The organism is Xanthomonas sp. WHRI 6108, from assembly GCF_040202385.2.
Lineage (GTDB): Bacteria > Pseudomonadota > Gammaproteobacteria > Xanthomonadales > Xanthomonadaceae > Xanthomonas > Xanthomonas arboricola.
This window is the reverse complement of record NZ_CP168198.1, coordinates 4,714,069-4,734,089: the sequence shown is the minus strand read 5'-3', so window position 1 is coordinate 4,734,089 and position 20,021 is coordinate 4,714,069. Positions and strand designations below refer to the sequence as shown.

At 68.9% G+C, this 20,021-nt stretch carries 9 protein-coding genes; 7 read left to right on the top strand and 2 right to left on the bottom strand.

What is annotated here, in order from left to right:
* Positions 1-18: 18 nt before the first annotated feature.
* The 5 genes from ABQ039_RS19855 to ABQ039_RS19835 all read left to right on the top strand — a co-directional run bounded on the left by ABQ039_RS19855 (position 19) and on the right by ABQ039_RS19835 (position 17,687).
* A complete protein-coding gene (locus ABQ039_RS19855; protein WP_374057830.1) occupies positions 19-5,883 on the top strand; it encodes a putative Ig domain-containing protein in 5,865 nt (1,954 codons plus the stop codon).
* Between the two features lie 379 nt (positions 5,884-6,262).
* A complete protein-coding gene (gene recC / locus ABQ039_RS19850; protein ID WP_349778300.1) occupies positions 6,263-9,667 on the top strand; it encodes an exodeoxyribonuclease V subunit gamma in 3,405 nt (1,134 codons plus the stop codon).
* Complete coding sequence (locus tag ABQ039_RS19845; protein WP_374057829.1) at positions 9,664-13,992, top strand: UvrD-helicase domain-containing protein; 4,329 nt, start codon at positions 9,664-9,666, stop codon at positions 13,990-13,992. The genes recC and ABQ039_RS19845 overlap by 4 nt, the downstream gene beginning before the upstream one ends.
* Positions 13,993-14,345: 353 nt before the next feature.
* Positions 14,346-16,493, top strand: coding sequence for an exodeoxyribonuclease V subunit alpha (recD, locus tag ABQ039_RS19840; protein ID WP_349778303.1), 2,148 nt, complete (start codon positions 14,346-14,348; stop codon positions 16,491-16,493).
* Between the two features lie 138 nt (positions 16,494-16,631).
* The gene (locus tag ABQ039_RS19835; protein ID WP_349778304.1) at positions 16,632-17,687 is read left to right on the top strand and encodes a virulence RhuM family protein; all 1,056 of its coding nucleotides are present in this window, start codon (positions 16,632-16,634) and stop codon (positions 17,685-17,687) included.
* A 659-nt stretch (positions 17,688-18,346) separates the two neighbouring features.
* On the opposite strand, the gene ABQ039_RS19830 is transcribed toward ABQ039_RS19835, so the two are convergent.
* Together ABQ039_RS19830 and ABQ039_RS19825 are read right to left on the bottom strand one after the other, a co-directional pair.
* Positions 18,347-18,517 (bottom strand): type II toxin-antitoxin system RelE/ParE family toxin, encoded by a 171-nt coding sequence (locus tag ABQ039_RS19830; protein WP_374057828.1) that lies wholly within the window; start codon positions 18,515-18,517, stop codon positions 18,347-18,349.
* Positions 18,517-18,771, bottom strand: coding sequence for an antitoxin (locus ABQ039_RS19825; protein ID WP_024939619.1), 255 nt, complete (start codon positions 18,769-18,771; stop codon positions 18,517-18,519). Before ABQ039_RS19825 ends, ABQ039_RS19830 begins: the two co-directional genes overlap by 1 nt.
* Before the next feature lie 138 nt (positions 18,772-18,909).
* On the opposite strand from ABQ039_RS19825, the gene ABQ039_RS19820 reads away from it, so the two are divergent.
* Together ABQ039_RS19820 and ABQ039_RS19815 are read left to right on the top strand one after the other, a co-directional pair.
* On the top strand, positions 18,910-19,386 hold the full coding sequence (locus ABQ039_RS19820) for a hypothetical protein (RefSeq protein WP_252513612.1): 477 nt from the start codon (positions 18,910-18,912) through the stop codon (positions 19,384-19,386).
* Positions 19,383-19,775, top strand: coding sequence for a hypothetical protein (locus ABQ039_RS19815; RefSeq protein ID WP_154832983.1), 393 nt, complete (start codon positions 19,383-19,385; stop codon positions 19,773-19,775). Before ABQ039_RS19820 ends, ABQ039_RS19815 begins: the two co-directional genes overlap by 4 nt.
* Positions 19,776-20,021: the final 246 nt, after the last annotated feature.

Here is a 20,021-nt window from a genome sequence, read left to right as displayed (position 1 = left end):
TTTTTGGGGGAAAACATGATGTCTACGACCTTCGCCGCCGTGGGTGGCGTGCGTCCGCTGTTGCGCTGGATATTGGCGCTGTTGCTGTTGGCGACCTCTCACGTTGCCCTGGCGGCCTATTGCACAAGCCCGAAAAGCGCCACCATCAACGCGGGCGGTTCAGTGACCTTCGATGTCAGCGACTGCGACGGTCCGTCCAATACCGGTATGACCGACGACGGCGTGCCGCCTGCGCATGGCAGCTACGTCCTCAGCGGTCAGTCTGGTCCTGGCACCCAAACGGTGACCTATACCAACAACGGTGATGGTGCGACCTCGGACTCGTTCTATCTGTTGGACGAGGACAACAACCAGGTTGTTTTCAACATCACCATCAACCCTGCGATCAGCGCCAGCATCGCGGTCTCGCCGTCCAGCGCCAACGAAGACAGCGGCACATCGTTCACCTACACGGTGACCTTGAGCCAGACCAGCAGCTCGGCCACCACGGTCAACCTTACCCGCAGCGGCACCGCCACCAGCGGCACCGACTACACGGGCGCGGTGGCCAGCATCGTGGTGCCCGCCAATACCGCCTCGGCCAGCTTCGCCATCACCCCGGTTGCCGATACCACCGTTGAGGCCGACGAGACGGTGGTGATCAGCGTGGCCAGCGGTAGCGGCTATGGCATCGGCAGTCCATCCAGCGCCACCGCCACCATCGTCAACGACGACTTTCCGAACGCATCGATCGCAGTGGCTCCGTCCAGCGTGGCCGAGGACGGTGCGACCAACCTGATCTACACCGTCACGCTCGACCAGGCCGCGCCGAGCGCGGTGTCGGTCGCCTTCAGCGTTGGCGGCACGGCAACCTCGGGCACCGATTACGCGGCCGTGAGTTCGCCACTGGTGATCGCCGCCGGCCAGACCACCGGCACCATCACCATCAATCCGACCGCCGATTCCACCATCGAACCGGACGAGACCGTGGTGCTGACGCTCGCCAGCGGCACCGGCTATAACGTGGGGTCACCCAATAGCGCCACCGGCACCATCCTCAACGACGACCAGCCGACGCTGTCGATCAACGACGTGTCGGTGAACGAGGGCAATGCCGGCACCACCAATGCCACCTTCACCGTCTCGCTCAGCCAGCCGGCCGGCACCGGCGGCGTCAGCTTTGATATCGCCACCGCCGACGGCACCGCCACTGCCGGCGTGGACTACGTTGCCTCCAGCCTGACCGGGCAGACCATCCCCGCCGGCAGCAGCAGCGCCACCTTCACCGTGCTGGTCAACGGCGACACGCTCAGCGAGCCGAACGAGACCTTCTTCGTCAACGTCAGCAACGTCACCGGGGCGAGCGTGGGCGATGGCCAGGGCCAGGGCACCATCGTCAACGACGATGCGCTGCCCGCACTGTCGATCGACGACGTCAGCGTCAATGAAGGCAACAGCGGCACCACCACGGCCACCTTCACGGTGAGCCTGAGTGCGGCCAGCGGCCAGACCGTGTCGGTCAATTACATCACCGCCGATGGCACCGCCACCGCCGGCAGCGACTACGCCGCCCGCTCCGGCACGCTGACCTTCGCGCCGGGAGTTACCGCGCAGGGCGTGGCGATCACCGTCAATGGCGACACCGCGGTCGAACCCAACGAGACCTTCAGCGTCGGCCTGTCCGGCGCCAGCAACGCGAGCATCGCCCGCGCCAACGGTACCGGCACCATCGTCAACGACGACGTGGTGGTGGTGGTCGGGCCGGCATCGCTGCCGGCGGCGACCGCGGGCAGCGCCTATAGCCAGACCCTGAGCGCCAGCGGCGGCACCGCGCCGCACACTTTCGCCATCACGGCCGGTGCGTTGCCGGCCGGGTTGAGCCTGAGCGCTGGCGGCGTGCTGTCCGGCACGCCCACCGCCAGCGGCGGCTTCAACTTCACCGCGACCGCCACCGACAGCGGCGGCAGCCCCACCAGCGGCGCCCGTGCTTACACGCTGACCGTGGCCGTGGCCACGACCACCTTCCCGGCGACCAGTCTGCCGGCCGGCACCGCCGGCCAGGCCTATTCGAGTGCGCTTAATCCGGCGACCGGCGGCGTTGCGCCGTACACCTACGCCGTCACCGCCGGTGCCTTGCCGGCGGGCATCACGCTCGACGGCAGCAGCGGCGCCCTGACCGGCACCCCCAGCAGCGTGGGCAGCTTCAGCTTCAGCGTGACCGCCACCGACAGCACCACAGGCACGCCGTCGCAGGCCACACGTAGCTACACCTTGACCATCGCTGCGCCGCCGATCGTGGTCGCGCCGTCCACGCTGCCGGCCGCCACCCGCGGCACCGCCTACAGCCAGACGTTGAGCGCCAGCGGCGGCACCGCGCCGTATACCTACGCGCTCGCCAGTGGCACGTTGCCGGCAGGCATCACCCTGGCCAGCAACGGCACGCTGTCGGGTACCGCCACGGTGGAAGGCAGCTTCAACGTCACCGTGACCGCGACCGATGCGGGCAGCTTCACCGGCAACCAGGCCTACACCCTGACCGTGGCTGGCCCGAATCTGGTCTTGCCGGCCAGCACCTTGCCGGCAGGCACGGCCGGGCAGGCGTACGCCGCGGCGATCACCCCGGCCACCGGCGGCACGGCGCCTTACAGCTATGCATTGACCGGCGGTGTCCTGCCGGCGGGTGTGCTGGTGGATGCGGCCACCGGCGCGCTCAGCGGCACGCCGACCGTGGCGGGCACGTTCAACTTCACCCTGACCGTATCCGACAGCACGCCCAGCCCGGCGGCGCAGGCCAGCCGCAGCTACACGCTGACCATCGCGGCACCTGTGGTCGTGATCGCGCCCACCACGCTGCCGGCCGCCACCCGCGGTACCGCCTACAGCCAGACCCTGAGCGCCAGCGGCGGCACCGCGCCGTACACCTATGCAGTCAGCGCGGGCAGCCTGCCGGCCGGAATCACGCTGGCCAGCAACGGCACGTTGTCGGGTACCGCCACGGTGGAAGGCAGCTTCAACGTCACCGTGACCGCGACCGACGCGAACACCTTCACCGCCACTCAGGCCTATGCACTGACCGTGGCCGGCCCGAACCTGGCGTTGCCGGCCAGCACCTTGCCGGCAGGCACGGCCGGGCAGGCGTACTCTGCGGCGATCACGCCGGCCACCGGCGGCACGGCGCCTTACAGCTATGCATTGACCGGCGGTGTCCTGCCGGCGGGTGTGCTGGTGGATGCGGCCACCGGCGCGCTCAGCGGCACGCCGACCGTGGCGGGCACGTTCAACTTCACCCTGACCGTATCCGACAGCACGCCCAGCCCGGCGGCGCAGGCCAGCCGCAGCTACACGCTGACCATCGCGGCACCTGTGGTCGTGATCGCGCCCACCACGCTGCCGGCCGCCACCCGCGGTACCGCCTACAGCCAGACCCTGAGCGCCAGCGGCGGCACCGCGCCGTACACCTATGCAGTCAGCGCGGGCAGCCTGCCGGCCGGAATCACGCTGGCCAGCAACGGCACGTTGTCGGGTACCGCCACGGTGGAAGGCAGCTTCAACGTCACCGTGACCGCGACCGACGCGAACACCTTTACCGCCACGCAGGCCTATGCACTGACCGTGGCCGGCCCGAACCTGGCGTTGCCGGCCAGCACCTTGCCGGCAGGCACGGCCGGGCAGGCGTACTCCGCGGCGATCACGCCGGCCACCGGCGGCACGGCGCCTTACCGCTATGCACTGACTGCGGGCGCCTTGCCCAATGGCGTGGTCGTCGATGCAGCGACCGGCAGGCTCAGCGGGACGCCGACCTTGTCCGGCACCTTCAACTTCACCCTGACCGCGACCGACAGCACGCCCAGCCCGGCGGCGCAGGCCAGCCAGAACTACTCGGTCACCATCGCGGCGGCAACGCTGGTGCTGGCGCAACCGACCCTGCCACCGGCGGTGCGCGGCAGCGCGTACAACCAGGTGATCACGGCCAGCGGCGGCGTTGCGCCCTATCGCTACAGCATTGCCAGCGGCACGTTGCCGGCCGGCCTGACGCTGGCCAGCGACGGCACGCTGTCGGGCACGCCGACGACGCAGGGCACCTCGTCCTTCACCATCGCGGTGGCCGATGCCGGCAATGCCAGCGCCACCCAGGCCTACAGCTTCACGGTGAGCGATGCGGCGCCGGTGGCGGTAGCGGATGTGGCGGCCACCATGTCCGATGCTGCGGTGACGGTGGCGGTGACCGCCAACGACACCGGCAACATCACCGCGATCGCCATTGCCGCTGCGCCGACCAACGGCACCGCCGTGGTCAACGGGCTGGAGCTGGTCTACACGCCGGCCGCCGGTTTCGTCGGCACCGATGTGGTGAGCTACACGGTCACCGGTAGCGGTGGCACCTCGGCGGCGGCCACCGTGACCATCGCGGTCAATGCGCGGCCGGTGGCGGTGTCGGTGACTGCGGCGGCAGTGCCGGGCGAGGCGCAGCAGGTCGACCTGACCCGCAATGCCACCGGCGGGCCGTTCGTGGCGGCAGCCGTGGTTGCGGTGCTGCCTGCGTCGGCCGGTACCGCCACCATCACCCAGGTTGGTGGTCTCGCCACCGCGGCGGCGGCACGTGCATCGGGCCCGTCGCCGGCGGCGGCTGCAATGGCCGAGACGCCCACCTTCATGCTGACCTTCACCCCGAACCCGGCCTTCGTCGGCCAGGCCACGGTGCAGTTCACCTTGTCCAACGCGTTCGCCACCTCGGTGCCGGCCAACGTGGTGTTTACCATCGCGCCGCGCCGCGACCCCAGCGTGGATGCGGAAGTGCGTGGCCTGATCGATGCGCAGTCCGAGTCCACGCGGCGTTTTGCGCGGGCGCAGATCGACAACTTCCAGCGCCGTCTGGAAGCCACCCATCGCGGCGGCAGCACCTTCAGCAACGCGGTGAGCTTCCAGCCGACCTCGCATTGCCGCCAGGCCGACCGCGGCATCAGTGCGCAGCCGTGCAGCCCGGACACGCAGGAGGCCGACAACGACTTCCGCGATGCGCCGGCAGTGGCCAGCAGCGGCACCAGCGGCACCAGCACCGCGCAGGGCCAGGGCGATCTGGGGCTGTGGGTGGGCGGTGCGATCCGCTCTGGCAGCCTGGACAAGCAGTCCAACAGCAACGGCGTGGACTTCCAGACCGACGGCCTGAGCGTGGGCGCCGATTACCGGGTGGCGCAGTCGCTGGCGATCGGTGCGGGCCTGGGTTGGGGCCGCGACGACAGCGATGTGGGCAGGAACGGCAGCCACTCCAAGGCCACCGCCTACACCATGGCGTTGTATGCCAGCTTCCATCCGGGCAAGGCGTTCTTCTTCGACACCCTGGTCGGCTACCAGCTGCTGTCCTACGACCTGCGTCGCTATGTCACCGACGACGCCTCGATGGCAGAAGGTAACCGCGACGGCAAGCAGTGGATCGCCTCGCTGTCCACCGGTGCGGACCTGCAACGCGGCGAGCTGCAGATCACCCCGTATGCGCGTGTGGATGTGGCGCGCGCCACGCTGGATGGCTATGTTGAAGATGGCGTGGCGCCGTTCGCGCTGCGCTATGACGACATGGACGTGGCCACCACCACCGGCAACCTGGGCCTGCGCCTGGAATGGCGCCGCGAAGTGGCCTGGGGCCGGCTGACCCCGCAGTTGCGCGTGGAATATCAGCGCGACTTCCAGGGCCGCGGCGATGCCACGCTGAGCTACGCCGATCTGAACGGCGGGCCGTTCTACCGCGCGGGCCAGAGCGCGTTCGATCGCAACCGCCTGATGGTGGGCATCGGCGCGGCGTTGCTGACCGAGCAGGGCCTGTCGACGCGGCTGGAATACCGCGGCATCACCGATGGCGACAGCAACAACGATCAGACCTGGATGATCAACCTGGAAAAGAAATACTGATCGCCTCGAGCGTCATGCACCAAGCCAACGCGATGGGCCGGGCGAAGACCCCGGCCCATCGCTTTTTGTGATGCCGCTGCAACGGTATTGCATGGCGGCGCCGGCGCCTGGGGGCGCGTTGGTCGACGGTGGCTTGCAGCGATATCGCCGAGCGCCGCGGCCGCACGGCATCGCAGGCAGTACTGCATCAAAGGCAACCCGCAATCCGCTCGCGCCTGCTGCGCTCGGGTGCAGTAGCTCCGCAGCGTGTCGGCCGTCATCGCCATGGTCGGCCCCGCGCCTGCCCACTCCAGTACGGCCCGAATAGCGGCGCCGCTCGCTGCGCGCCGCCCTGGGCCAACAGCGCAGCACGGCCGCATCCGGCACAATGCGCGTACGCATGCACGCCACTTCCGCGCCCGATTTCCGCCTCTATCCCTCAAATGCGCTGGATACGCTGGCTGCCTTGCTCGCACAGGAGCTGCGCCGGCCGGTGCCGGAGCAGCCGTTGCTGCAGCCGGAGGTGGTGCTGATCCCGCAGGTGGCGATGCGGCGCTGGCTGCAGTCCACGCTGGCGGCCGAGCACGGCGTGGCGGCCAATCTGGAATTCCTCACCCCCGGCGAGTTCGTCGCGCGCGCGCTGGAATGCAATCTTGGCCCGGCCGACGACGATCTGGACATGGCGACCACGCAGTGGCGCCTCTATACCGCTTTGCAGGCCGATCTGGGCAGCGACGCGGCGTTGGCGCCCCTGGCTGGTTATCTGTCCGATGGCGATGCACTCAAGCCCTGGGCGCTGGCTGGCGAGCTGGGCAACGTGTTCGAGAAGTACCAGGCCTGGCGACGCGACTGGTTGCTGCGCTGGGAAGGCGGCGCCGACCCCGATGATCCGCAGGCGCGGCTGTGGCGCAGCATTGCCACCGGCCGGCAATACCGCGCGCGCCGCATCGGCCAGTATCTGGATCGCTACGCGCGCCCGGACGGCCCGCTGCCGCAGGGCTTGCCCAGGCGCCTGTTCGCCTTCGCCATCTTGAACATCTCGCCCGACGTGCTGCGCGTGCTGGCCACGCAGGCGCGCGTGGGCACGCTGCATTTCTACCTGCCCACGCCCACGCAAGGCTACTGGGGCGACCTGCAGACCCTGTGGCAGCGCCGTCGCGAAGACGGTGCGGTGCAGCTGTTTGCCGAGCAGGTGCAGGAAAACCCGCTGCTGCAGGCCTGGGGCGCGGCCGGGCGCGACTTCATGGCATTGGTCGGCGACTACGAGGTGGTGCACCCGCTGGCCGAGATCGCCGCCTACGCCGACCCATTGGAGTCTGGCCGCCGCGCACTGGCCGACGGCGGCCTGGGCGACAGCCTGCTGCGGCGCATGCAGAGCGACCTGTTCCATCGCCGCGCGCCCAGCGTGCCTGCGGTGTTGCCGGCGGTGAATCTGCACGACCCCAGCCTGCAGGTGCACGCCTGCCACACCCGTCTGCGCGAGCTGCAGGTGCTGCACGACCAGCTGCGCGCCTTGCTCGACGATGCGCGCTTCGACCCACCGCTGCAGCCGCGCGAGATCGCGGTGCTGTCGCCAAATATCGACCCGTACGTGCCGTATCTGGATGCGGTGTTCGGCAGCCACGGCAACGACGACGCGCTTCCGTATGCACTGGCCGATGCCAGCCCGTTGGCCAGCGAGCCGCTGGCCGAAGTGTTTCTGAGCTTGCTCGGCCTGCCGATCGCACGCTTCGGCCTGCACGAGATCCTCGACCTGCTCGCCAGTGCGCCGATCGCCGAGGCCGCCGGCCTGGACGAAGCCGGGCTGGAACGTCTGCGCGGCTGGCTGCATGCGGCCGGCGCGCGCTGGGGGCTGGATGCGGCGCACCGGCGCCAGCATCAGGCACCGGGCGACGACGCCTACACCTGGCGCTTCGCGCTGGACCGGCTGCTGCTCGGCCATGCCAGCGGCACCGACGACGATATCGAGGGTGTGGCGCCCTGGCCGCAGCTGGAAGGCAGCGCGCTGGCCGCACTGGATATCTTGTTGAAGCTGCTGCGTGTGCTCGAACGCTACCAGTCCGTGTTGGCCGAGGCGATGACGCCGGTCGAGTGGCGCGAGCGGCTGCTCGGCCTGCTGGAGGCATTGATGCCAAAAGCGCCCTCGGCACCACGTGCGCAGCGCGCGCTGGACCGCTTGCGTAGCTTGATCGACCAGTTCGCCCGCGATGCAGTGCGCGCCGAGTACGCAGGCACCGTGCCGGCCGAGGTGGTGCGCGCGCATTTTGCTGCGGTGCTGGGCGAGTCGGACACGCGTGCGCCGCTGCTCACCGGCGGCATCAGTTTCGGCCGCATGGTGCCGATGCGCTTGCTGCCATTCCGCGCGATCTGCCTGCTCGGCATGAACGACGGCGACTTCCCGCGCCGCGACCCGGCCGCCGGGCTCAATCGCCTCACTGCAGAATTGGGCACCGAGCGTCGCCGGCACGGCGACCGTTCAACCCGCGAGGACGACAGGTTCCTGTTCCTGCAGTTGTTCGCCTCCGCGCAGGAAGTGTTCTACCTGAGCTATCTCGGCGCCGATGCGCGCGACGGCAGCGCGCGCGAACCGTCGGTGCTGGTCAGCGAGCTGCTGGGCAGCGCCGCGCAGTACCACGCCGACCCGGCGGCAATCGACACGCTGGTGGTGCACCACCCGTTGCAGCCGTTTGCCGCCGCTGCCTTCGGTGCGCCGGGCGATCACGGCGCCGACCCGCGCCGTTTCAGTTATCGCCGGCAGTGGCGGCCTGCGGTGGACAGCCTTACCGGCCAGCGCCAGCCGCTGGCGCCGTGGGTGGCCGGCGCGTTGCCGGCCGATGACATCGCAACGCCGACCAGCGTTTCGATCGATGAGCTGCGCCGCCTGTTCGCCGACCCGGCCGGGCAGTTCCTGCGCCACCGCCTGGGGATGCGTTTGCCGGATCCGGCCGGCGAAGACAGCGATCTGGAGCCGCTGCTCGCGCCCACGCGCGGGCTGGAGCAATACGGCCTGCAGCAGCACGTGTTCGACGCCGCGCTGGCCGGCGACACCGACCGGCTTTACGAGCGTCTGCGCGCGCGCGCGCTGCTGCCGTCCGGGCCACTGGGGCGACGCCAGCTCGATGAGCGGGTGGCGCAACTGCGCCCGTATGCCGAGGCATTCCGGCACTGGCGTGGCGAAGCGACGGCGCAGTCGCGCCGGTTGCAGGTGCAGATCGGCCAGACCGAGGTGCACGGCCGTGTGCCCGGCTGGTATGCGAGCGGGGTGGGGCGGGTGCAGGTCGGCGCGCTCAGCGGCCGCAGCGCGATCCGCCACGGCCTGGAATGGCTGCTGCTGCGCGCCGCCGGCGAGCACGCGCCGTATGTGCGCTTCTTCGAAGACGAAGACGGTTTGGGCCCGCATCCCATCGATGCCGAGCCGCTGTCGCAGACCCAGGCGCAGGGCGCGTTGGCCGCGCTGCTGCAGGTGTACCGGCAGGGCTTGCAGACGCCGCTGGCGTTCGCGCCCTACAGCAGCTGGAAATACCACCAGGCCGCGCGCAGCGACGACCTGGACAAGGCCATCAAGGACGCTGCTGGGCAGTGGCAGTCCAGCTTCGGTTGGAGCGAATCGCACAGCCCGGAACTGCGCCTGGTCAACCGCGGCCGCGACCCGTTCGCCGATGCGCAGCGCTTTGCCGATTTCGCCATCACCAGCCATCGCGTGTACGACCTGCTCGAGCGCGGTAACGCCGATGCCACGCTGGATCCGGAGCGATTGATCGAGAGCTGGCGCCACTGGCACGGCGCGCAGGAAGAGGCCGAATGAGCGCCAGCCCGGTCACCGACCCGTACCTGGAATTGCCGTTGCATGGCGTACGCCTGATCGAGGCCAGCGCCGGCACTGGCAAGACCTTCACCCTGGCCACGCTGTTCACCCGGCTGGTGGTCGAGCGTGGCCTGCGCATCGGCCAGATCCTCGCCGTTACCTTCACCGAGGCCGCCACCCAGGAACTGCGCCGCCGCATCCGTGAGCGCCTGGTGCTGGCCGCAACCCTGGTCCCCGACGCCCCCGTAGGAGCGGCCCGGGCCGCGACCGACCTCGCCGACGACCCGTCGCGGCCAGGTCCGCTCCTACACGAAGCGCCCGACGCCTTTGTCGCCACGCACCTGGCCACTGACACCGAAACACCCACCGCCCCCGTAGGAGCGGCCCGGACCGCGACCGAGCTCGCCGACGACCCGTCGCGGCCAGGTCCGCTCCTACAGGACGCGCCCGACGCCTTTGTCGCCACGCACCTGGCCACTGACACCGAAACACCCACCGCCCCCGTAGGAGCGGCCCGGACCGCGACCGAGCTCGCCGACGACCCGTCGCGGCCAGGTCCGCTCCTACACGAAGCGCCCGACGCCTTTCTCGCCACGCACCGGGCCCTTGGCACCGAAATACCCGACGCCCCCGTAGGAGCGGCCCGGGCCGCGACCGAGCTCGCCGATGACCCGTCGCGGTCAGGGCCGCTCCTACAGGACGCGCCCGATGTGCTGCTTACGCGCGCCATCCTCGCCACCCACCTGGCCAACGGCACCGAAACACCCGCGGCCCTGCGCCGCCGCCTGCAACAGGCGGTGGAAGAAATCGACCTGGCCGCCGTGTTCACCATCCACGGTTTCTGTGCGCGTGTGCTGCGCGAGCATGCGCTGGAAAGCGGCCAGGCCTTCGCCGCCCCGGAACTGCTCGCCAACGACCGAGAACTGCTCGGCGAAGTCGCCGCCGATCTCTGGCGCCAGCGCGCCGCCGATGCGGCAATGGCCGAAGACCTGATCGCGCTGTGGTCGGGCGGCCCGGAGGCACTGGCCAGCGATCTGCGCGCCTTGGTGCGCCATCCAACGCTGCTGCCGGCGGCAGCCACGACAAATGACGATTCCGCTGCGCTGCTGCAAGCGGTGCAGGACGCCAGTACTGCACTGGCCGCGGCATTCCAGGCGCACGGCACCGCGTTTTTCGACACCATCATGGCCGCCATCGACGGCGGCATCCTGAGCAAGGTCAGCTACAAGCCGGAGTGGCTAACAGCGTTGTGGTACTGGTTCGACAGCTTCGCCGCCGCGCCATCGATGCACACAACGCCGCACGCCAAGCTGATCAAACTCACCGCTGCGGAGCTGGCCGCCGGCACCAACAAGAAGTTCGTCGATCGCACCCCGGCCTCGCCGCTGAGCCACGAGATCGACGGCTATCTCACCGCGCTGGCCGGTGTCGAAGCATGGCGCAGCCGTCGCCGCATCCGCCTGCTGCACGCCCTGCGCGAGGACGCCCTTGCGCGGCTGGCATTGCTCAAGCGCCAGCGCCGCGTGCAGACCTACGACGACCTGGTCGATGGCGTTGCGCACGCGCTGGAAGGCGCGCAGGCGCAGGCGCTGGTCGCGCGGCTGCGCGCGCAATACGCCATCGCGCTGGTGGACGAATTCCAGGACACCGACGACCGCCAGTGGGCGATCTTTTCCAACGTGTTCGGCGAAGGCCCGCTCGCGCGCGCCGCCGGCCTGGAGCCGGCGCTGTTTCTGATCGGCGACCCTAAGCAGGCCATCTACGGTTTCCGTGGCGGCGACGTGCGCACTTATCTGGCCGCCGCCGTCACTGCCGAACTCGCCCCGCCGCTGAGCCACAACTTCCGCTCGCGCCCCGGCGTGCTGGCGGCCATCGACGCACTGTACGCACAGGCCGGCTACACCGATGCCTTCCTCACCGATGGCATCGCCTTCCACCCGGTGCGGCCCGGCACCAAGCGGCTGGATGCCGACCTGCAACGCGATGGCGCCGCCGCCCCGGCGCTGACGCTGTGGCGCGCCCCGGAACCGCCGCCGCCACCTGCCGCGGCAGCGGCAAAAACCAAGCAAGCAGGAAAGCCCAAACCCTGGAGCGCCAACCGCGCCCGCGAGCTGGCCACCGCCGCCTGCGTGGCGGCGATTCGCGGCTGGCTGGCCGGCGGCCGCGACGGCACCGCCACCGTCAATGGCCGCCCGGTGCAGGCCGGCGATATCGCCGTGCTGGTGCGCAGCCACGGCGAGGCCACGCGCATGCAACAGGCGCTGGGCGCGGTGGGCATCCCCGCCGTGGCGGCCGGCAAGCAGAGCCTGTTCGCCACCGACGAAGCGCTGGAACTGCTGGCCCTGTTGCAGGCCTTGCTCGACCCGGGCGACGACAGCCGCCTGCGCGCCGCGCTGGCCACCGTGCTGATCGGCGCGGACGCCGCCGCCATCGCCGCACTCGCACACGACGGCGAGCGTCACCGCCGCTGGCAGCAGCAGGCGCTGGACTGGCGCGAGCGCTGGCAGCGCGGCGGCCCGCTCGCCCTGGTCGGCGACCTGGGCGCCGCGCACGGGCAACGCCTGCTCGCCCTGGTCGATGGCGAGCGCCGCCTCACCAACTACCTGCAGCTGGCCGAACTGCTGCAGGAGGCCGACGCCCGCGCACTCGGCCCGCACGGTCTGGTCGACTGGCTGTCGCGCCGCATCGCCAATGCCGACGACAACGACGAAGCCCAGCAGCTGCGGCTGGAATCGGACGCGCGCCGCGTGCAGATCGTCACCCTGCACAAGAGCAAGGGCCTGGAGTATCCGCTGGTGTTCCTGCCGTACATCGGCATCGGCCGCAGCGACAAGGGCGCCGGCCGCCATTGCGTGGTGCATGCGCCGGAGCTCGGCCGCCAGCTGCACTGGAAGACAGACAAGGACGACCCAACCTGGAGCGCCGCCGAAGCGGCCTGGAAGCAGGAACAACGCGCCGAAGACGCACGCCTGCTCTACGTCGGCCTGACCCGTGCCGAGCACGCGCTGTGGATCGCCAGCGGCCCATTCCACCAGCACGAGCGCACCGCACTGTCCGGCATGCTGCGCGCGCTGGACGCACTGCAGGGCGCGGCCGGCGAGGGTGCAGTGGTGGTGGACACGTCCACGCCGCCCACCAACCTGCCGCGCCTGCCGCCGCCGGTCGAGGCGCAGGTGCCGCCTGCGCGCGCGCCGCAGCGGCATATCGCCCCGGACTGGTGGGTCTACAGCTTCACCCAGCTGGCCAATGCCGATGCCGGCGCCGCCACCGACCCGATGGCCAGCGCCACGGTGGTCGGCAGTGGCGGCAGCGACGAGCCGTCCGGCAGCGAGGCCGTTGCGGTGGCCGCCGAGGTCGACGCCTTCGACCCGCGCTTTGCCGGCAACCGCTTCGGCGTGGTGATGCACGACGTGTTCGAGCGTTGCGACTTTGCCGCGTGGCAGGCCTGGCGCCCCGGCCTGCCCGCACCCGAGGGCCAGGCCGCCGCCATCCTCGAGGCGCTGCAACGCGGTGGATACGTCGAGAAGGAATGGGACGACGGCCTGGCCATGCTCACCGCGCTGATCGGCCACACCCTCACCGTGGCCCTGCCCGAAGGCACCACCCTGGCCGCCGTGCCCGCGCCGCAACGCCGCAACGAGATGGAATTCCACTTCGCCATGCGGCCCACCCGCGTCGATGCGCTGCTCGCGTTGCTGCACCGGTTTGGCGTGGTCGGCGACCGCCAGGCCTTCGGCGCGCGCCAGCGGCTGGAAGGCCTGATGACCGGCCTGATCGACCTCACCTACACCGTGGACGGGCGCTGGTACGTGCTCGACTACAAGTCCAACCGCCTGCCCAGCTACGACGCCGACGCCCTGGCCCGCGCCATGGCGCACAGCGAGTACGAATTGCAGGCGCTGATCTACACCGTGGCCCTGCACCGCTGGCTGCGTTTCCGCCTGGGCGATGGCTACGACTACGCCCGCGACTTCGGCGGCGTGCGCTACCTGTTCTGCCGCGGCCTGGACGCCACCCGCAACCCCGCATCCGACTCCAGCTCCATCCCCGGTTCCGGTTCTGACTCCGGTTTCGACTCCGGCTCCGGCTCCGTCAATGGCGCCAGCGCCGCCTCCGATTCCGACCCCGTCAATGGCGCCAGCTCCATCTCCGATTCGGGTTTCGACTCCGACGCCGACTCCGACGCCGTCAACCGCGCCACGCCCGCACCCGGCATCCACGCCTGGCGCTTCGATCCGGCGCTGGTCCAAGCCCTGGACGCCCTGTTCGCCGGCAGCGCCCCGGAGCCGACATCCAGCAACCCAGGCACGCCCGATGCCCGCTAGCGCACAGCCCCTTACCGCTGACGCACCAAAGCCCCGCTCCCCCCGGGGCGATAAGGCACTGGCTGCGCGCCACTGGCGCGCGTGCCTTGGAGCGCCCGCGCCGCTGGCGCGGGCTGGGGCGCGGAGCGGGGGTTGGGGTGAGGGTACGTCCACCGCTAAAGCATCCAAGCCATGACCCAACAGACCGCACGCCCGATCAGCGCTGTGCGCACCCCCGGCTCCCCTCGGGGCGGGCAGACACTGCTTGCGCCCACTGGCGCGCGTGCCTGGCAGTGTCTGCGCCACGCCGCGCGGGCCGGGGCGCGTAGCGGAGGTTGGGGTGAGGGCGCCTGCGCCCGGGAGGCGTCCATCCCATGAACCACTCAACCCTCTTCAACGCCCTGATCAAGGCCGACACGCTGCGCCCGCTGGATCTGGCCTTCGCTCAAAGCCTGCAACGCCTGGCCCCAGACACCGACCCCCAGGTGTTGGCCGGCGCCGCACTCGCCTCGCTGGCTGTCACCAGCGGCCACGCAGGGTTGGACCCCAGCCGCGCCGGCATGCTGCTGGACACGCGCGAGGGCCCAGCGCCCGCACTCCCGGACCCAGGCGACTGGCAACGCACCCTGGCCGCCTCGCGCTGGGTCGACCAACCGAATCCGCAAGACCCCGCCGCCGCCGACTGCCCGCTGGTCCTGGAACATGGCCTGCTCTACCTGCGCCGCTACCGCGAGTACGAGCGCCGCCTGGCGCTGGGCCTGCAACGCATCGCCGCCCAGTCGCCACCGCCCTTCGACGCCGCCACGCTATCCCCACTATTCGCGCAGCTATTCCCCCCGGCTTCCTCTCTCCCGATGAGAGAAGGTGCCCGAAGGGCGGGTGAGGGGACGCGCCTGCCCGAGCCATCCGTCGAACAGGAAGGTGCGGCCCCAACGGCCCCATCACACCACCCAGACCGCCAGGCCCAGGCCGCCGCCCTGGCGCTGCGCCGCACCCTGCTGCTGGTCACCGGCGGCCCCGGCACCGGCAAGACCACCACCATCGCCCGCCTGCTGCTGCTGCGCATCGCCCAGGCACACGCCTCCAACACCCCGGCACCGCGCATCGCCCTGGCCGCGCCCACCGGCCGCGCCGCCGAGCGCATGGCCGAAAGCCTGCGCCTTGCGGTCACGCGCGCCATCGCTGGCGGCATCGACCCGGCCCTGGCCGACGCCCTGCCCAGCGGTGCCAGCACCCTGCATCGCCTGCTCGGCGTCATCCCGGATTCCCCGCACTTCCGCCATCACGCCGACAACCCGCTGCCGTTGGACCTGATCGTCGTCGACGAAGCTTCCATGGTCGACCTGCCGCTGATGTGCAAGCTGGTCGAAGCCGTGGCCGATGGCACCCAGCTGATCCTGCTCGGCGACGCCGACCAGCTGCCTTCGGTGGAAGCCGGCGACGTGCTCGCCGCCATCCTGCAGGCCGCCGGCCCCGGCGATGCCCTGCAGCCGCAGGACGCACAGGCACTGCAAGCGCTGCTCGGCAACGCGCCCAGCGCCACGCCCGCCGCCACCCACGGCGGCGGCCTGGCCGGCCACCGCGTGCACCTGCTGCGCGGCTACCGGCAGGCGGACGACTTTGCACTGGCCCCGTTGGCCGACGCCGTGCGCGCCGGCGACGCCGACACCGCCCTGGCCCTGCTGCGCAGCGGCGAGCTGGCCGGCGTGCACTTCCACGAAGACGGCGAAGACCCGCTCACCCTGGGCCGCGACGCACTGCTCGCCCACTGGCGCGCGCTGGCCGACGCGCACGACCCGGCCGCCGCCCTGCGCGATGCCGCGCGCCTGCGCCTGCTCACCGCCGTGCGCGCCGGCCCGCAGGGCGCACGCGGCCTCAATGCCCGCATCGAACAACTGCTGGCCGAAACCGGCTCCGGCGCGCGCCGCCTCGGCGCCGCCTCGCCCTGGTTCCAGGGCCGCCTGCTGCTGATCACCGAAAACAGCTACCGCCACGGCCTGTTCAACGGCGACGTCGGCATCTGCCTGCGAAGCGACGCGAGTCCCTTTTCGGGGCGCAGCGACGAAGGCGCCTCTCCAGGGCCAGGCCAGTCCGGCGGCACCGCCAACCGCAACAACCCAGGCACCGACAGCCGTGCCCAAGGCCCATTGGTCGCCTGGTTCGAAGGCGACGGCGACGGCCAGGTGCGCGGCTTCCACCCCGCCGCACTGCCCGCGCACGAAAGCGCCTTCGCCATGACCGTGCACAAGGCCCAGGGCAGCGAATTCGACACCGTCTGGCTGCAACTGCCCACCCGCGACGCCCGCGTGCTCAGCCGCGAACTGCTCTACACCGGCATCACCCGCGCCCGCCGCGCCCTGCACCTGGCCGGCAGCGAGGCGGTCATCCGCAGCGCGCTCGCCCGGCATGCCGCACGCATCTCGGGTCTGGCGTGGCGGTTGGGTGCGCAGCAGCAGGCGGTACCCGCCAAGCCAGCAACAGAACCATCCACTGCGCTGCCCGTGCAGGGGTCGTTGTTCTGATGGACGCGAGCCGGCGCAATGGCAACATCACTTACGGCAGAACGGCACGTTCGCCTATCACCATCACCGGGCATGCCCGGATAGCATCATGGAAGAAGAAAAACTGGTTGTGCGGTATCGCCAGCATGGGAGGCATCAATGGCGAAAAAGCATGAAATTTCGCTCGTCCGCTCGTCGGCGGCCGAATACCTGACCTTCGTGGCCGCCGCAGGCGAGGGCGGCGTGCAGGCGGCGTATGCCGACGAAAACGTCTGGCTGACGCAGAAGATGCTGGCCCAGCTCTACGATGTCGAAACCCACACCATCAACTACCACCTGAAAAAGGTGTTCGCTGACAACGAGTTACAGCCAGATGCAGTTATTCGAAATTTTCGAATAACTGCCGCCGACAGCAAGAGCTACGACACCAAGCACTACAACCTCGCGGCCATCATTGCCGTGGGCTACAAGGTCAATTCCGAGCGCGCGGTGCAGTTCCGCAAGTGGGCCACCACCATCATCGAGTCCTTCACGATCAAGGGCTTCGCGATGGACGATGAGCGCCTGAAGAATGACGGCACGGTGCTCGGCAAGCGCTACTTCGAAGAGCAGTTGCAGCGCATCCGCGAGATCCGTCTCTCCGAGCGCAAGTTCTACCAGAAGATCACCGACATCTACGCCACCGCCCTGGACTACGATGCCACCGCGCAGGCAACCCAGCGGTTCTTCGCCACAGTGCAGAACAAGCTGCACTGGGCCATCCACGGGCAAACCGCAGCAGAAGTCGTCTACCACCGAGCCGATGCCGGCAAGCAGCACATGGGCCTGACCACCTGGGCCGATGCACCGCGCGGGAAGATCCAGAAGTTCGACGTGGCGGTTGCCCAGAACTACCTGACCACCGGCGAGATGGCGCAGTTGCAACGCCTCGTATCGGCCTATCTGGACCTGGCCGAGGACATGGCACTGCGGCAGATTCCGATGACCATGCAGGATTGGGAAACACGTCTGAATCGTTTCATCGAAGCAACCGACCGGCAGGTGTTGCAGGACGCAGGGCGCGTCACCGCCGAGATCGCCAAAGCGCATGCGGAAAGCGAGTTCGAAAAGTACCGCATCGTGCAGGACCAGCTGTTCGTGAGCGATTTCGATCGCGTGTTGCAGCAGCTTGATGCAGGAGACCGGGTGGACGGTGCCGACGAGGACTTGCGCTAGACGGTGATGTGGGAAGCGCCAAAGCGTCAGGTCCCCAACCGCGCGCGATAGTGCACGTTGGATTGAAAGATCGCTCCGAGGATGAATCGCGACTAGCGTCTGCCCAGGAGTCGCCCGCCACGGTGGTTCCGCCCGTCCAGGGCTCGTACCCCAAGCCGGAGAGATGGCATGAGAACTGGTGACAAAGAAGCGCTTGCGCGTAAGAGGTGAACGATGAAGGCGATATGGGTTCTTGGGATTCTCGCGCTGTCAGCCTGCTCCAGCGCGACTGCGGCTGGGAGGCTGGAGATCAGACTCCAAAACAGACAGGCAGCGCATACAGCGACAGCTGGAGCATCCGTCTCAGTCACGATGGCCAACGCAGGTGACCAGCCCATCGAGCTACCTCGTATGTTCCAGACGTAGACAAAGGCGGGGTGTTGCAGACCAATCTGTTCAAGGTCATGCAAGAGGACGGCAGCCCCGTCGACTATCACGGCATCTATGTGCACAACGTCCGAGGTTCCACGCCATCTCTTGTCCTGAAGCCGGGGCAGTCAATCGTCAGGACGCTCAATCTGTCATTGAGTTACCAGATCATGCCTGGGCGCAATTACTCGGTCGGGGTACACCCACTTATACGTTATCGGGAGCAGCAGGAATCAAAGAGTAAAACCACCTCAGCCGATATGACGTCGCTGAAGACTGCTACATCCAACAGCATCGAGATCACGCCTCGATAGGTCTGCGATGTACTGGCGAACCTGCGCCTGGCCCCAGCGTGCCGAGGTGTAGCGGATGATCCCGCGCAGATCGGCTTCGGCTGCATCGGTGAGGACGTAGCCGTGCATCAACCGCGACGGCCCCCGGCCAATTCTTCATCCAGGATGGTGCTGATGCTCTTGGTAGAAACCTTGCCGGCAAGGCCTTGCTCGACACGTCCCCCAAGGAGGGTCTTCAACTCCTGCCATGCCTGATCGGCGTTTAGGTCGCCAGGGAACAGGCGTTCAAGCGCGTATTGCTTGATGGTCTTGCCCTGCAGAGCCGCCAGCGCCTTCAGGCTCTGATGCTGCTGATCGCTTAGATCAATGGTCAAACGGCTCATGACGCGCTCCTAAATCCATACAAACCCACATTAGCGCATCTGGGCTGGTTGACCGATTGCAGAGCTTTGGGACCCCAGCTCGGGTGACGCCGTGCAGTGTTTTGACGGAAACTGCGCTCCCGAAACAGGACCGCACCGATGGACCGACGTCGCCGCAAACGCATGGAGCGCTATTGGGTGCGGGCAGAAGCCAAGGCGCGTGCAGCGGTTGACCGGTTGGATCCGGAAAGCTGGTTCGACCTGTGGCACACGCATGTGGACTGGAATGGCCGCGGCCACTCTTCTGCTGAGCATCGGCAGATGGTCAACGCGGTTGCAGTGCGGGTGTTGTGCTACCTGGAAGCACGTCTGGCGCAGCGTGGTGCAGCGGTGCAACTGTGGGCAGACCTCAGTGAGGACACGATGGATACGGGCATCTACGCGCACTCTGCCAATCCGAATGGCACTACCTTCCCGGCCACCTTTCCCAACCTGGATTGGCAACTGGCTCTGCCTGACAAGGTCGCAGCGATCCTGCCCGCCACGCATCGGGCCGGCACTGCGTCATGCGATGGCAGTACTCGGTATGTCGTGCAGCGTCAGCCAGCCGTGGTCGGCCCGGAGGCACGTCAATGAGTTCCACCGACAAAGCCCATCGCACCGCATTGCGTTATGCCGTCGGTGCTCGTCAGCCGCGTGTGGCCAAGGCGCCCGTTACCAGCGCCGCCTATCGGCTAGCGCACGCCTGCTTCGGTTGCCGCAGAAGTTTCAAGATCGCTCCGCGCGAGCAGGTGGCCCCCTGTCCTGGCTGCGGTAACGCGCTGTGCGTGATGGGGCGTTCGTTCAAGGCACCCCCGGCCCGCAACCAGGCGCAATGGCGCAAGGTCGAGCGGTTGTATCGCGCTGGCTTTCGGTTCTTCAGTTACCGCAGCCATCCGTGCGTTGCTCTCCCAGCCAAGCTGTCGGAGGTCGATCGCTTCATCCGTGAGAACCCTGAGCACCCATTACGCCTGGGCGGTCATTGAGGCTGGCACGGCATCACACCGCGAGGCCAGGCCTGCGCCTGACCTCGTCTGCCGTCTGGCAGGCCGGGCGGCTTACTTGCCCTTCTTTTCCTGCTTGGCCGCGCGCTTTTCCTTCAGCGTCTTGGTCGGCTCTTTCTTCTGGCTCTTCTTCTGGTCCATCCCCTTGCTCATGACACCCTCGTAGTTGCTGGATTGATCGGTCGGGCAGCGCCATGACCCTGGCGTGCCTGCGCACTGTACGGCTTG

Coding starts and splice junctions, on each gene's coding strand:
- ABQ039_RS19855 (WP_374057830.1), top strand. CDS start 19: ATGTCTACGACCTTCGCCGCCGTGGGTGGCGTGCGTCCGCTGTTGCGC.
- recD (WP_349778303.1), top strand. CDS start 14,346: ATGAACCACTCAACCCTCTTCAACGCCCTGATCAAGGCCGACACGCTG.
- ABQ039_RS19830 (WP_374057828.1), bottom strand. CDS start 18,517: ATGCACGGCTACGTCCTCACCGATGCAGCCGAAGCCGATCTGCGCGGG.
- ABQ039_RS19825 (WP_024939619.1), bottom strand. CDS start 18,771: ATGAGCCGTTTGACCATTGATCTAAGCGATCAGCAGCATCAGAGCCTG.
- ABQ039_RS19845 (WP_374057829.1), top strand. CDS start 9,664: ATGAGCGCCAGCCCGGTCACCGACCCGTACCTGGAATTGCCGTTGCAT.
- recC (WP_349778300.1), top strand. CDS start 6,263: ATGCACGCCACTTCCGCGCCCGATTTCCGCCTCTATCCCTCAAATGCG.
- ABQ039_RS19835 (WP_349778304.1), top strand. CDS start 16,632: ATGGCGAAAAAGCATGAAATTTCGCTCGTCCGCTCGTCGGCGGCCGAA.
- ABQ039_RS19820 (WP_252513612.1), top strand. CDS start 18,910: ATGGACCGACGTCGCCGCAAACGCATGGAGCGCTATTGGGTGCGGGCA.
- ABQ039_RS19815 (WP_154832983.1), top strand. CDS start 19,383: ATGAGTTCCACCGACAAAGCCCATCGCACCGCATTGCGTTATGCCGTC.